Origin of the sequence: Streptomyces sp. YS415, assembly GCF_023544665.1 — a bacterium.
Classification (GTDB): domain Bacteria; phylum Actinomycetota; class Actinomycetes; order Streptomycetales; family Streptomycetaceae; genus Streptomyces.
The window spans coordinates 21068-34577 of the sequence record NZ_JAMJFL010000031.1 but is presented as its reverse complement, the minus strand read 5'-3'; the positions used below and the strand labels follow the sequence as shown (position 1 = coordinate 34577).

Below are 13510 nucleotides of genomic sequence, written 5' to 3'. Positions count from 1 at the left end.
CCCGCCGTGCCCACTTCGAGACCCACCCGCAACACCCCGTACCGCACGTTCCGCCCCCTGGCCCCGTCACAGTCACAGCAGTCGACGTCAACGGACCAAGGGGGAACGGACGATGGCACGGTACGGCACACGACGACGGTGGCGGGGCGCGGTGCTGGCGCTCACGACGGCGGGCCTGCTGCTGACGGGCTGCGGCCAGGGAAGCGGCGACCGGGCGACGGACAGCTCGGACAAGAGCGGCGACCACCACCCGGCCCCGGCCCCCGACAGCGGCGAGTACGACGAACGGGACGACGACGGCACCTCCCGGGACATCGCCCCGACCCCCGACCACCTCTCCACCTTCGCCCTGGACGTCGACACCGCCTCCTACGGCTACGCCCGACGCACCCTCGCCGAGGGCCGGCTGCCCGACCCCTGGACGGTCCGCCCCGAGGAGTTCGTCAACAGCTTCCGCCAGGACTACGACCGCCCCGACGGCGACGGCTTCTCCGTCACGGTCGACGGCGCGCGCACGGACCGGGAGGACTGGTCCCTGGTCCGTGTCGGCCTGGCCACCCGAGCCGCCCCGGCCGAGGACGAACGCCCGCCCGCCGCCCTGACCTTCGTCATCGACATCTCGGGCTCTATGAGCGAGGAGGGCCGCCTCGACCTGGCCCAGGAGTCGCTGGGGGTGATGACCGACCGCCTGCGCGACGACGACTCGGTCGCCGTCGTGACGTTCAGCGACGAGGCCGAGACGGTCCTGCCGATGACCCGCGTGGGCGGCAACCGCGACGCGATCCACGAGGCCGTCGACAGCCTGGAGCCGACCCTGTCGACCAACCTGCAAGCGGGCGTCGAGACCGGCTACGCGACCGCGGTGGAGGGCCTGCGCGAGGGCGCGACGAACCGGGTCGTCCTGATCTCCGACGCCCTCGCCAACACGGGCGCCACCGACGCCGACACCATCCTGGAACGCATCGCGGGCGCCCGGCAGGAGCACGGCATCAGCCTCTTCGGCGTGGGCGTCGGCAGCGACTACGGCGACGCCCTGATGGAACGCCTGGCGGACAAGGGCGACGGCCACACGGTGTACGTGTCGGGCGAGGAGGAGGCCCGCGAGGTCTTCAGCGAGCAGCTCCCGCGCAACATCGACCTGACGGCCCGGGACGCCAAGGCCCAGGTCGCCTTCGACCCGGAAACGGTCGAGGAGTTCCGCCTGATCGGCTACGACAACCGCCGCGTCGCCGACGACGACTTCCGCGACGACCGGGTGGACGGCGGCGAGATCGGCCCCGGTCACACCGTGACCGCCGTGTACGCGGTCCGCACCGTGCCCGGCGCCGACGGCCATCTCGCCACCGCCACGGTCCGCTGGCAGGACCCCGACACCCGCGCCCCGCACGAGGAGTCCGGTCGGCTGGAGCGGGCCTCGCTCGACGACGACCTGTGGAGCGCGAGCCCCCGCTTCCAGGTCACGGCCGTCGCGGCCTACTTCGCCGACGCCCTCCGCCGGGGCGGTGACGACCGGCCCGCACTGCCGGGCGCGCCGCCCCTGCGCGAACTGGCCGGGCGCGCCGAGTCGCTGGCGGACGCCACCGAGGACCGGGCGGTGCGGGACCTCGCCGCGACCATCCACCGGGCCCTGCCCCTGCACCCCGGGGACTGACCGGCCGCATACCGGCGGCAGCCCCGGACACGCCGAAGGGCGGGGCCACCGGACAACCGGTGGCCCCGCCCTCGTACCGGCGTCAGCTCTCGCTGTTCTGCGACAGGATCGACACGTCCTCCAGGAGGTGCGCCAGCGCGCCGTCCCGCTTGGTCTGCGTCGAGTTCTCGGCACACTGCTGGTTCATGTCGTCCGAAAGGATCGGGACGTCCTGGATCGGGATGAGGTTGACGACGGGGACGTTGATGTCCTCCAGGGCGATGCAGGGCTTGTTGAAGGAGCCCTGGATGAGCGCCATCTGCGGGCTCATGTTGCCGTAGGTGCTGGAGTTGCCGAAGCTCTGCATGGCCCCGTTGCCGTTAGCCAGGGCCGGGCCGGAGTCGTCACCGATGGCAAGCGCCTGGGGAGCCGCGACAGCGGAGGTACCCACGACGGAAGCGGCGAGAGCCGCGGTGGCAATAACCTTCTTGAACACTGGCCAGTCCTTTCAGAGAAACACGTGTGCACCGGAGCGCTCTGGTCCAACTGATCCGGCGCGACTTGGTTTCTCTCGTTCACTCCGTCGGCCCACACCGGGGGACGTTTGCCGGGCGGCACCGCTGGGGACCACGCGTTTCCCGGCTCCGTGCGCCAACCGGGTGAACCCCCGCAACCAATCCCGACGCGCTCGGTTGATGAAGCCGTACGACATGCGTCGCTACGAGGAAAGGAACGCGAAGTGCTTAAGAAGGCAATGGTCGCCGCGGCGGCTGCCGCTTCTGTCATTGGTATGTCGGTGGCGGCGGCTCCCCAGGCGCTTGCCATCGGTGACGACTCCGGCCCGGCCGTGGCCAACGGCAACGGTGCCAGTTCGTCCTTCGGCAACTCGGCGACCAAGGGCGACATGAGCCCGCAGCTCTCGCTGGTCGACGGGACGCTGAACAAGCCGTGCGCCGCGCTGGAGGACATCAACGTCGCCGTCATCAACATCGTGCCCATCCAGGACGTCCCGATCCTGTCGGACGACCTGGCGCAGCAGTGCACCGACAACTCCACGCAGGCCAAGCGCGACGCCGCGCTCTCGCACATCCTGGAGGACCTGTCGGTCCTGTCGGCGAACGGCCAGTCGGACTGAGTCGTCCCTCACGCAGCCCGGGCGGTCCGCTGAATCCTCTGCGGGCCGCCCGGTCGCGTAGGGGAACTGACCCCGCGGGCGACGCGTCGGTGTTCTCGTCACTCTCCCGGTTCCCGTCACTCTCCCGGCGGAGCGGCGGCGGTGTGGAATGAGGCATGCGAGTGAATTTCTCGGTGTCGCACGTTCCATGGTTTCCTCCTCCGTCAATTTCTCGTTTGCAGGCTGCAGGTCATGGTGCGAGCCGTACAGCGCTGCTCGCTTCGGCTTCGGCCGAAAAAGGAGCATGACCGCAAGAAGGGATAGTTCATGAAGAAGACCGTTGCTGTTGTCGCGGGTGCCATCCTGGCCATGGGCATGGCCACCCCGGCGTTCGCCGACGCGGGTGCGAACGGTGCGGCCGTCGGCTCCCCCGGCGTCCTCTCGGGCAATGTGATCCAGGTCCCCGTGCACATTCCGGTCAACGTGTGCGGCAACAGCGTGAACGTCATCGCCCTGTTGAACCCGGCGTTCGGCAACACCTGCGTCAACGACTGACGACGTAGCGCATCAGCCACTCCGCTCGTGGCACGGCCGGCCTCGGACGCCTTCTCCCCGTTCCGAGGCCGGCTTTTTTTCCTTCACTTCTTCAAGCAGGAAGACAACGAGATTGCGACAGACCCTGAGCAGGGGAATGGTCACGGCCGCAGCCGCGACAAGCATTCTGTCCCTGTACGGTGCTCCCGCCCTCGCCGACACGAGCGCGAACGGGGGTGCCAAGGAATCGCCCGGCGTGGCGGCCGGCAACGATGTGTCGGCGCCGGTCGACCTCCCGGTCAACGCCTGCGGCAACACCGTCGACGTCGTCGCCGCGCTCAACCCGTCCTTCGGCAACGGCTGCGCCACGGCGGGCGATGCGACGAAGCGCGGTGGTGACGGGGAGCCGTCCGGCGATTCCGGATACGGCGACGGCGGCGACGACCGCGACCACGGGGACGGCAACGGGGACGGAGGGTACGGCGACACACCGCCGACGAAGCCCCCCACGACGCCTCCGGGTGGCGGTCACACGCCTCCTGGCGGGGAGCACACGCCTCCGGGTGGCGGTCACACGCCTCCTGGCGGGGAGCACACACCTCCGGGTGGCGGTCACACGCCCCCTGGCGGCGACCACACGCCCCCCGGCGGCGGTCACACGCCCCCTGGCGGGGAGCAGACGCCCCCGGGCGGCGGCCACACGCCTCCGCTGCCCCCCGGTGGGGATCACGCGCCCCCGCCCGGCGGGAATCACAGCGGGCCCGTTCCCACGCTGCCCGAGACCGGTAGCGCTGAGGGGATGCTCGCCGCGTCCGGTGCCAGTGCCGCGCTGATCGCGGGCGGGGCCGTGCTGTACCGCCGAGGACGGGCCGCGTCCCGTCGGTGAGACCAACGACGGGTGCCGGACGTCCTGTACGTCCGGCACCCGTGGTGTGTGCGCCCCGGCAGGGCGCACCTCAGTGACTGCCCGCCTTCTCGTCGTCGGCGACCCGCGCCGTCGCCTGCCGGACCACGCGCGCCTCGGGCGGCGGCCCCGACCGCTTGCCCAGGCGGCGCAGCCGGTCCAGGACGCGGCGCGACACGTGCCTGGTCCACAGCGCCCACATCGCCCGGCCCGGCGCCCGGTCGTCCTTGGCGTACCAGGCCGCCTCGCGGCCGTGCCGCGTCGGACGCAGGGCCGTCATCGGCGCGTAGTTCTCCACGACGAACAGCCGCCCCGCACGCGGTGACCCCTCCGGCAGCGGACGGTGGGTCAGGTCCAGGTGCAGCGCCCGTACGACGTCCAGCTCCGCGGTGTCGGAGAAGAGGCGGAACTGGGCGCCCGGGCGCGGGTTGAAGTCGAGCAGGTGGTACTGGCCCGTCGTGACGCAGCGGCGGAAGTCGAGGTCGAGGATGCCGCGGTAGCCGACGTGCGCCACCACGGCCTCCGCCAGCGCCCGCACCTGGGGGTCGGGAGTCCAGCGGCCCACCGCGGTCAGCCCGGCGCCGCGCGGCCAGGACAGGTGCTTGGTGCCCGTACCGCCCGCCCGGAGGACGCCCGCGCGGTCGACGTATCCGTGGCAGAACCAGTCCAGGTCCGGGCCCGGCGGCAGGAACGCCTGGAGCAGCAGTTCGCTGCCCGCCTCCGCCGTGCGCGCGTACAGCTCCCGTGCCTGCCGCGCCGAGCGGATGACCACCGTGCTGCGCAGACCGCTGCCGGGCGGCAGCAGCCAGGGGCGGCTCCACTTCGCGACCACCGGCAGGCCCAGCCGCCAGGCGTCCGCCGCGGCCTCGGACGCGCCGGCCGGGATCAGGGTCCGGGGGTGCGGTACGCCCGCCGCGGCGCAGATCCCCGCCAGCTCGGCCTTGTCGGCGACCCGCTCGGGCAGTGAACGGGCCTGCTGCGGAAGGAGATAGGCGGGGGAGAGCTCCGCGCCGAGCCGGCTCACCGCCACCGCGCCCGCGTCGTCCATCGGGATCAGCACGGCCGGCCGCGCGATCCCGGCGGCCACCTTGCGCAGCACCCTGGCGATCTCGGCCGGGGCGGCACCGGGCGGGGGCGGCGGGTGCACGCGCGTCACGAAGCGGGAGCGGCGTACGGGAGACGCCGCGCAGTCGGCGACCACATGCACCTCCACGCCCGCCCGGCCCAGCGAGCGCACGGCGCCCAGCGTTCCGTGGTGAAAGGGATTCCGGTCGATCCGCAACAGCACTGCGGGGATCCGGGTGTCGAAAAGCGACACGGACTCAATTCCTTCGGTCGGGCGAGCGGGGCACTCGAAAGCCGTAACAACGGTGGCGTAATTCCTGTTCATATGACTGGGTGTCAGTAATGGGAAATACCGCGAGTGTGGAGAAAGGAGCAGGCATGGCCCCACAGCAGCGACCGTTCCGGTCCCGTCGGCGGCTGGCGTGTGTCGCGGCGGTCGTCGCCGCGTCCGCGGCCCTGGCGTCCGGTACGGGATTCGCCGCGGGTACGGGGGTGGTGCGGGTCGCCGGCCCTTCCGCTCCGGTTCCCACGGCCACCGCGCCCACGGCCACCGCACAGGCGCCCACGGCCACCGCGCAGGCCACCCCGGCACCCGCGCAGGCGACCCCGGCACCCGCGGCGCCGCGCCAGGACACCCCCGCCTTCGGTGCCTACCTCGACTACAGCGCCCGGGGCGTCGACCGGATCGCCGAGCTCAGCCGCTGGCTGGGCGGAGCCGATCTGCGGGTCGGCCACACCTACCTGCCCGGCGACCGGTGGAGCAACATCGCCGGCGCCCCCACCTTCCTGGAGGCGTGGGCGGACTGGCGGCGGGAGCGGGACGACCGGATGTTCGTCCTCAACGTCCCCATGCAGGAGCGCAACGAGGAGGGCGTCTCCGACGCCGAGGTCCGGATGCTGCTGCGCAAGGGCGCGGCCGGCGCCTTCGACCACCACTACCGCCGCCTCGCCCAGCGCCTGGTGGACCTGAAGATCCCGGACACGGTGATCGTGCTCGGCTGGGAGATGAACGGCACCACGTACACCCATCGGTGCGGCCCCGACCCGGAGGCCTGGAAGAAGTACTGGAACAGGATCGTCACCACCATGCGGGCGGTACCGGGGCAGAAGTTCCGGTTCGACTTCACCCCGACCCGGGGCCGGGACGCCGTTCCCTGGACGGAGTGCTACCCGGGCGACGACACGGTCGACGTCATCGGCATGGACGCGTACGACATGCCGCGCGGAATGTCGTTCGACGAACAGGTCAGAGAGCCCTACGGACTCCAGGCGCACGTGGACTTCGCCAAATCCCACGGCAAGCCCATCTCGTATCCGGAATGGGGACTCTTCCGCAACGGTGACAACCCCGAGTACATGCGGCGGATGCTCGCCTGGATGGACCAGCACAAGCCGCTGTACAACACGCTGACCGACTACTGCCCGCACGGCGTGTGGCAGTGCGACGACAACCCCGAGTCGTCGGAGATCTACCGCTCGGTCCTGTCCGGCCGCCCGGACGTGCCGCAGCCCACGCCGGACCCGACGCCGACCGAGCCCACCGTTCCGCCCGTCACTCCGCCGAACTGCTCGCCGCTGGAACTGGGCGACTGGGTCGAGTACTGGCTCGGCGGGAAGCTGTGCCTGCGCTTCGACTGGTTCTCGCGCAACTGGTGAACCCCCGGTGGCGGCGGGCCGGTCAGGACCTGCCGCCACCGTCGCGCTCCTTCCAGCGGCGCACCAGCTCCTTGCCCCGCCGCCGGGCGGCGACCGAGCACAGCGCCGCCGCCAGCAGTGGGGCGGTGCGCCGCCGGGCCAGCAGCAGCCTCCGGTTCTCCACCGGGTCGGGCCGCCAGTGGTGCTTGTACGGCTCGTTGCCGCGCAGCAGGCTCAGCGTGCCGCGCGCGTACAGGGTGCTCGCCTCCAGCAGCATCACCGCCACGTCCACCTTGCGCTCCCGCAGACACGGATGGGCGCCGTACAGGTAACCGCCCGCCAGCCGCGGCGACAGCAGCGTCAGATCGACGGCGATCACGTCGTCGTCCAGCCGGAACTCGGTGACGACCGCGTTCCCGCCGGCCACCATCGGGCCGACCGCGCGCACCAGGTGATCCCGGAAGCGGGGGCGCAGGTGCTCGGGCGTCACCTTGCGGCCCTGCCACTGCAGTTCGTGCAGCTCCAGCAGCCGCCGCAGCGCCTTGTCGACCTCGTCCGGTTCCACGATGTGCCGCTCGATGTCGAGCGCGGCCAGCCTGCGCAGCTTGGCGCGGGCGCGCTGCTGGGTCTTCGCCAGGGGCAGCCGGGTGATCAGCTCGGGCATCGGGGCGGCGGGCAGTTCCAGGCACAGGGAGTCGGGCACCCGGCTGCGCGGGCCGGGCCAGCGGTCGTGGATCCGCTCGGCCGCGCCGCCCGGGCGGACCTCGCGCAGATCGATCAGGGCCGTGCGGGCGGTTGCCAGCAGACCGTCGGTGAGCGCGGCGGCTGCCGGCTCGCCGCGCTCCTCGTCCAGCAGGACGTCCCCGTAGTCGGAGATCGCCCCGCCGAGCGGCACCAGCGCGGGCACCGGGCGGTGCACCCGCATCAGCGGGGCGGCGGCGACGAGTTCGTCCCCGTCGCGGACCAGCACCACGCGGAGCCGGCCCGGACGGCCGTAGGACAGCCACCAGGAGTGCAGCCAGGGGTGGCTCTGGAACGGGGTCGCGGTCGGGCAACTGCCGTACAGGCGTGCCCAGTCGGCGGACAGGGCGGCGAAGGCGCTCTCGTCGGTGACGAGTTCCGTCGTGTACGTCACAGCTGCCCGCGGACGTCGGCGGCGGAGGCCGGGCCCGGTACGGCGCGGCGCCCCTGGTCCGCGGCGGCGCGCCGGGGCCGGACCAGCAGCGCCAGGCCGCCGAGGAGTCCGCCCGCGCTCGCGCCGACCAGCCCGGTCACCCCGGACGATGCCGAGGAGGGCTCGGTGGGCTCGGTGGCGCGGGCGAACTGCTGGAGCTCGACGTGCGTGGACTTCTCGACGTGGTTCGCGTGCCGGGTCAGGGCGCGGGAGACGGCGTTGGCCATGTCGGCGGCGAGGTCGGCGCGCGAGGAGGTGGCGGTGACGGCGACCATCGGGGCGTCCGGCGAGGTCGCGGTCCGCACGCTCTCCTGCAGCGTCGACACCGGCACGCCCGCCCACACCTGGGCGTCCCCGAGCACCGCGACCTGGGTGGCGACCCGGCCGTACGCCTGGGCGAAGCCGAGCGCCGAGACCGGGTCGGACTTCTCGCCGGGGACGGCGACGACATAGCTGGTGGCCGTGTAGGTCGGCGTCCTGACCAGGCCGTACGTGCCGCCGAGCAGGCCGCCGGCGAGGGCGCCGGCCACGACCAGCGACCAGGGCGGCAGGGCCTTGGCGCGGACCAGGGTGGCGGCGGCCGGGCGGCGCGGCCCGGTGAGGGTATCGGTCATGCGGAACTGACCTCCTGGGGTGACGGGGACGAGGGGGACGCCGGGGCGGTGACGGCGGTGTACACGTCCATCAGCCGGGTGGCGCTGCGGGTGATGCCGTAGTGCAGGGCGGCCTCGGCCGGGGTGCGCGGGCGGGGGCCCGCGGCGCGGGTCGCGGCGAGGGCGCGGGCGAACTCCTCGGGGCCGCCGCGGACCCGGCGGGCGGCCGGCGCGGCCTCGGCGGGGAGGTCCTCGATCGCCGGGCAGGAGGCGTAGAGCACCGGCAGTCCGCTCGCCAGCGCCTCCACGGCGGCCAGGCCGAACGCCTCCTCCGGGGACGGGGAGGCGAAGACGTCCATCGCGGCCGTGAGGGACGGCAGGTCGGGGCCGGGGGAGCCGTCGGGGACGTAGGGGCGTTCGCCGGTGAACAGGACCCGGTCGGCGACGCCCGCCTCGTGCGCGGTACGGCGCAGGACGCTCTCCTCGGGGCCGCCGCCGATCAGCAGCAGCCAGTGGTCGTCGGGGAGCCGGGCCAGGGCCCGCACCAGGGTGCCGAAGTGCTTGCCCGCGGTGAGCCGGCCGATGCCGCCGATGACGTACGCGTCCTCGGGCAGCCCGAGACGGCGGCGGGCGCGCACGCGCTGCGCCGGGTCGAAGCGGAAGCGGTCCAGGTCGATGCCGTTGGGGACGACCTCGATCCGGGGCGCGGGCACGCCCCAGCGCTTGAGGCGGTCGGCGACGGTGGGCGACACGGCGACGGTCTTCCGGCCGAGCCGCTCGCCCGCCAGGTACAGGGCGCGCACGCCCGGGCTGAGCCGCCGCCCCTCCATCTGGGAGTCGCCGAGGGAGTGTTCGGTGGCCACGACCGCCCGGACGCCGGCCGTGCGGGCGGCGAGCCGGCCGTAGAGGCAGGCGCGGTAGAGGTGGGTGTGGACCAGGTCGTAGCCGCCGGTGCGGATCAGGCGGGTCAGCCGGGGGAGCGCGGCGAGGTCGCGGTTGCCGGCCATGCCGAGGTGGACGACCCGCACCCCGTCGGCGACCAGGCCGTCGGCGACCGCGCCCGGGTTGGTGAGCGTGACGACGTCGCACGCGACCGGCAGGTGCCGCAGCAGCAGCCGCAGTTGCTGCTCGGCGCCGCCCACCCCGAGGCCGGTGATGATGTGCAGGGCCTTCACCGGGGCCCCGCCACGGGACGCCGGCGCAGCCGGTGCAGGCGCTGCTTGAGATAGAGGCGTACGGCGGTGTCGTTCTGGCCGACATGGACGCGGGGCAGTGCGTGCAGGGAGGTGAGCGGGCCGGGCGCGATGGCGCAGGCGTAGCTGTAGCCGGCCGCCCGGACCGCCTCGACGGCGCGGGCGTCGACCGTGCCGTACGGGTAGCAGAAGCCGTCGACCGGAGCACCGGTCAGCTCCGCGAGCCGTGCTCTGCTCCCGGCGGTCTCGGTGCGCAGCAGGTCGTCGTCGGCCTGGGTCAGGTCGACGTGGGTCAGCCCGTGCGAGCCGATCTCCACTCCGGCCTCGGCGGCGTACCGGATGCCGTCGGCGGTCAGCAGCGGCTTGCGCGGGCCGAGCGGGTCCCAGGCGTTGTCGCCGCCGAGCCTGCCGGGCAGGACGAAGAGGGTGGCGCCGCAGTCGTGGCGGCGCAGTACGGGCAGGGCGTGGTCGACGAAGTCGGCGTACCCGTCGTCGAAGGTGAGCCCGACCAGGCCGCGCCCCTCGCCCCGGGCGCGGGCGGCGAGCAGGTCGGCCACGGAGACGCCCCGCAGGCCCCGGCGGCGCAGCCGGCCGAGCTGTTCACCGAGGCGCTCGGGGGTGACGGTGATCCGGTAGGGGTCGTCGGAGCAGTCGCCCACGGAGTGGTACATCGCCACCCACGGGACCGGTCCTGGGCGGGGCCCGAGGCGGGGGCCGGTGTCAACGGAAACGGACATGGCGGAGCCTTTGCGTGACGGTGCGGACAGGGGCGAGGCCTTGGGCGCCGAGGGCGCAGCCGGCCAGGAGGAACACGCCGGTCACGGTCGCGGCCCCGGCGGCGAGGGCGGACAGGGCGGCGTCGAAGCGGGCGGCGGCCAGGGCGCCGGCGGCGGTGGCGGCCACCGCGGCCGCCGTCGGCCTGCTCAGTTCGCCCAGCACCCGCCGGGTGCCGATCGGGACGGCCCGCCGGCGCATGCCCGCGAGCAGCAGCAGCGCGGTGACGGTGATGCCGGCGGCGTTGGCGGCGGCGATCCCGGCCACGCCCCAGGGCCTCACGCTCCAGGCGCCGAGGCCGCAGGTGACGGCGATGCCGACGGTCATCGTCGCCAGCGGGTACCAGCTGGGGCGGCCCGCCGCGAAGTAGGAGCGGATCAGGGCGCCGACCAGGGTCTGGCCGAGCAGCCCGAGGGCGTACACCCGCATGACGTCCGCGGTCGCCGCCGTGTCCCGCGCGGTGAACGCGCCGCGCTGGAAGAGGAGTTCGACGATCTGCGGGGCGCAGGCGATGACCGTGCCGGCACCGAGCAGCACCACGCAGGCGGCCAGCGCCAGATCGCGCTCCACCCGGACGCGGGCCCGCTCGAAGTCGCCCTCGGCCACCGCCCGCGCCACCACCGGGAAGGTGACCGTGCACAGCATCAGCGAGAGCGTCATCGGGATCTGGGCCACCTTCTGCGCGTAGTTCAGATGCGAGATGGACCCGGCGGGCAGCGTGGAGGCGAGGAAGCGCTCGATGAGCACCTGGGACTGGCGGCACAGCGCGAACAGCAGCACCGACGCGACCAGCGCCAGCGACACCGCCTGCGCGTCGGCGGGAGCCGCCTCCGCCGCGACCGTCCTGCGCCGCAACTGCCGCAGCACGAAAGGCAGTTGTACGGCGACCATCAAGGCGCCGCCCACCGCGACCCCGACCGCCGCCGACCGCACCCCCCAGTGGCCGCCGAGGACGAACATCGCCGTGATGATGCCGGTGTTGTACGCCACGTAGATCGCGGCCGGCGCCAGGAAGCGGCGGTGCGCCCGCAGGGCCGCGCTGCAGTACCCGGCGAGCCCGAAGCTCAGCACGCAGGTCGCGGTCAGGCGGGTGCAGTCGACGGCGAGGGAGGGGTCGGGCAGGCCGGGGGCGAGGACCTGGACCAGGTGGGGGGCGGTGGCGATGACCAGCCCCGCCGCGGCGACCAGGGTGAGCGTCAGTTTCGGCAGCGTGGTGGCGACCAGTGAGCGGACCGGGTCGCCGGGGGCGCCCTGGGCGCGGCGGGCGAGCGCCAGGCTGAACGCGGGGACCAGGGCGAAGGCCAGGCCGTCCTCGATCAGCAGGGTCGAGGCGAACTCCGGCACCGTCCACGCGACGAGGAAGGCGTCCGTCTCGGTGCCCGCCCCGAACAGCCGGGCCAGCGCCTGGTCGCGGGCCAGCCCCAGCAGGGCGCCGGCGACGGACAGCACGGCGGTGAGCAGGGTGGCCCGGGCCAGGAACTTCCCGGAGGCGGGGGCGAGGCCGGTGCCGTCCTTCGCCGGCCCGGGTTCACCGGAGCGCGCCGGGGGCAGGGTCGCGGGGCCGTCGGCGCCGGTCCGCGGAGGCGTCACCGTCATCGGGCCGGGCCCTCCCCGGACTTCGGGGCCAGGCCCCACCATGCCACCAGGCCCAGGCAGACCGCGGTCAGCACGGTCGAGGGGCCGCCGATGTCGGCGTACGCGAAGTCGGTCAGCTGCCACACCAGCAGCCCGCAGGCGACGAGCCCGCAGTCGGCGGCGGTCGTCCCGCGCATCCTGCGCAGGGCGCAGACCAGCAGCGCCAGCCAGCCGCCCGCGAGGGCGAGCAGGCCGATCAGGCCCTGCTCGGCGAGGACGAGGAGGTACATGTTGTGCGGGGACAGCAGCGGCTGCTTGCGGAACCCGGCGCCCGCGCCGTCGGTGTCGCTCGCGGCGGACAGCGCCAGGGAGGCGTGCGCGTCCCGGTGCTCGGGAAAGCCTTTCAGGCCGACGCCGGTCAGCGGCTGCTCGCGCCACATGCCGGCGGCGGCCGCCCACATCGTGTACCGGTCGGTGACGGACTGGTCGGGGGCGTCGGTGACCTGGGTGATGCTGCTGATCCGTTCCTGGAGCATGGCCGATCCGAGGCCGAACCCGCCCACCAGGACCACCGCCACCGCCGCCACCGCGGCGGCCACCGTCAGCGCCCGGCGCAGCCCGGCGAGCGCCAGCTGCAGCGTGCAGGCCACCGCGGTCGCGATCCAGGCGCCCCGGCTGAAGGAGAGAGCGAGCGGCAGGAGCAGGGCGAGGGCGCAGGCGACGGCGATCACCCGCTGCCGTACCGGGGTGCGGCCGAGGGCCAGACCCACCGCGCACACCAGGCCCAGGGAGACGACGGTCGCCATCCCCATCACGTCCTGCGCCCCGAAGGTGCCGACCGCCCGGACCGGTTCGCCCTGGTAGGAGGCGCCGGTGCCGGTCACGTACTGGTGCACGCCGAGGGCCCCCTGCCATCCGGCGAGGGCGACGAACGACCAGGCCAGCAGCCGGAAGTCGGACCGGTCCCGGAGCAGCAGCAGGACGGCCGCCGGGACCAGGACGAAGACCTGGAGGTAGCGGCCCATACCGGTGAGCCCCGCACCCGGCGAGATCGCGCCCGTGGCCGCGACCGCGAGACCCAGCACGGGCAGGCCGAGGACCACGGCGGCCGTACGGGACAGCGGGCGCCGCCGGTCCCGTACGACCCGGATCGCGCAGTACAGCACCACCAGCGCGGAGAGCGCGTCGGCCGGGCCCGCGCCGCCCTTGCCGCCGGCGCCGAGGGGCAGGGCGAGCAGGGCGACGACGGCCACCAGGGGCAGCGCCGGGGAGAGGGCGGCGCGGGTCCGGGGCGGGGCGAGGGCGAGACCGGCCATCGG

Annotated in this window: 13 protein-coding genes; 5 read left to right on the top strand and 8 right to left on the bottom strand. The window is 73.9% G+C overall.

The window, feature by feature from the left end; genetic code table 11:
* Positions 1 to 112 precede the first annotated feature (112 nt).
* A complete protein-coding gene (locus M8H82_RS29940) occupies positions 113 to 1651 on the top strand; it encodes a von Willebrand factor type A domain-containing protein (protein ID WP_250078204.1) in 1539 nt (512 codons plus the stop codon).
* 82 nt (positions 1652 to 1733) lie between these two features.
* On the opposite strand, the gene M8H82_RS29935 is transcribed toward M8H82_RS29940, so the two are convergent.
* The gene (locus tag M8H82_RS29935) at positions 1734 to 2126 is read right to left on the bottom strand and encodes a rodlin (RefSeq protein ID WP_250078203.1); all 393 of its coding nucleotides are present in this window, start codon (positions 2124 to 2126) and stop codon (positions 1734 to 1736) included.
* Positions 2127 to 2369: 243 nt separating this feature from the next.
* Here M8H82_RS29935 and rdlA point away from each other — a divergent pair, with 243 nt between their 5' ends.
* The 3 genes from rdlA (at position 2370) to M8H82_RS29920 (ending at position 4164) form a co-directional block, all read left to right on the top strand.
* Positions 2370 to 2765, top strand: a complete 396-nt coding sequence (gene rdlA, locus M8H82_RS29930; protein WP_250078202.1) for a rodlin RdlA — start codon at positions 2370 to 2372, stop codon at positions 2763 to 2765.
* Between the two features lie 306 nt (positions 2766 to 3071).
* Entirely contained in the window at positions 3072 to 3299 is a 228-nt protein-coding gene (locus tag M8H82_RS29925; protein ID WP_250078201.1) for a chaplin, read from the top strand.
* Positions 3300 to 3534: 235 nt separating this feature from the next.
* Entirely contained in the window at positions 3535 to 4164 is a 630-nt protein-coding gene (locus M8H82_RS29920; protein ID WP_250078200.1) for a chaplin, read from the top strand.
* A gap of 70 nt (positions 4165 to 4234) precedes the next feature.
* Here the strand turns inward: M8H82_RS29920 and M8H82_RS29915 are convergent, their stop codons facing one another.
* Entirely contained in the window at positions 4235 to 5500 is a 1266-nt protein-coding gene (locus M8H82_RS29915; protein ID WP_250078199.1) for an ATP-grasp domain-containing protein, read from the bottom strand.
* A 125-nt stretch (positions 5501 to 5625) separates the two neighbouring features.
* On the opposite strand from M8H82_RS29915, the gene M8H82_RS29910 reads away from it, so the two are divergent.
* Complete coding sequence (locus M8H82_RS29910; protein ID WP_250078198.1) at positions 5626 to 6903, top strand: glycoside hydrolase family 26 protein; 1278 nt, start codon at positions 5626 to 5628, stop codon at positions 6901 to 6903.
* 22 nt (positions 6904 to 6925) lie between these two features.
* On the opposite strand, the gene M8H82_RS29905 is transcribed toward M8H82_RS29910, so the two are convergent.
* From M8H82_RS29905 to M8H82_RS29880, 6 genes are read right to left on the bottom strand one after another with little or no spacing between them, the layout of a single operon-like run.
* Complete coding sequence (locus tag M8H82_RS29905; RefSeq protein WP_250078197.1) at positions 6926 to 8017, bottom strand: GNAT family N-acetyltransferase; 1092 nt, start codon at positions 8015 to 8017, stop codon at positions 6926 to 6928.
* A complete protein-coding gene (locus tag M8H82_RS29900) occupies positions 8014 to 8670 on the bottom strand; it encodes a lipopolysaccharide biosynthesis protein (RefSeq protein ID WP_250078196.1) in 657 nt (218 codons plus the stop codon). The genes M8H82_RS29905 and M8H82_RS29900 overlap by 4 nt, the downstream gene beginning before the upstream one ends.
* Positions 8667 to 9824, bottom strand: a complete 1158-nt coding sequence (locus tag M8H82_RS29895) for a glycosyltransferase (RefSeq protein ID WP_250078195.1) — start codon at positions 9822 to 9824, stop codon at positions 8667 to 8669. The genes M8H82_RS29900 and M8H82_RS29895 overlap by 4 nt, the downstream gene beginning before the upstream one ends.
* On the bottom strand, positions 9821 to 10579 hold the full coding sequence (locus M8H82_RS29890) for a polysaccharide deacetylase family protein (protein WP_250078194.1): 759 nt from the start codon (positions 10577 to 10579) through the stop codon (positions 9821 to 9823). The genes M8H82_RS29895 and M8H82_RS29890 overlap by 4 nt, the downstream gene beginning before the upstream one ends.
* A complete protein-coding gene (gene murJ / locus M8H82_RS29885) occupies positions 10563 to 12212 on the bottom strand; it encodes a murein biosynthesis integral membrane protein MurJ (protein WP_250078193.1) in 1650 nt (549 codons plus the stop codon). The genes M8H82_RS29890 and murJ overlap by 17 nt, the downstream gene beginning before the upstream one ends.
* Entirely contained in the window at positions 12209 to 13507 is a 1299-nt protein-coding gene (locus M8H82_RS29880) for an O-antigen ligase (protein WP_250078192.1), read from the bottom strand. The genes murJ and M8H82_RS29880 overlap by 4 nt, the downstream gene beginning before the upstream one ends.
* Positions 13508 to 13510: the final 3 nt, after the last annotated feature.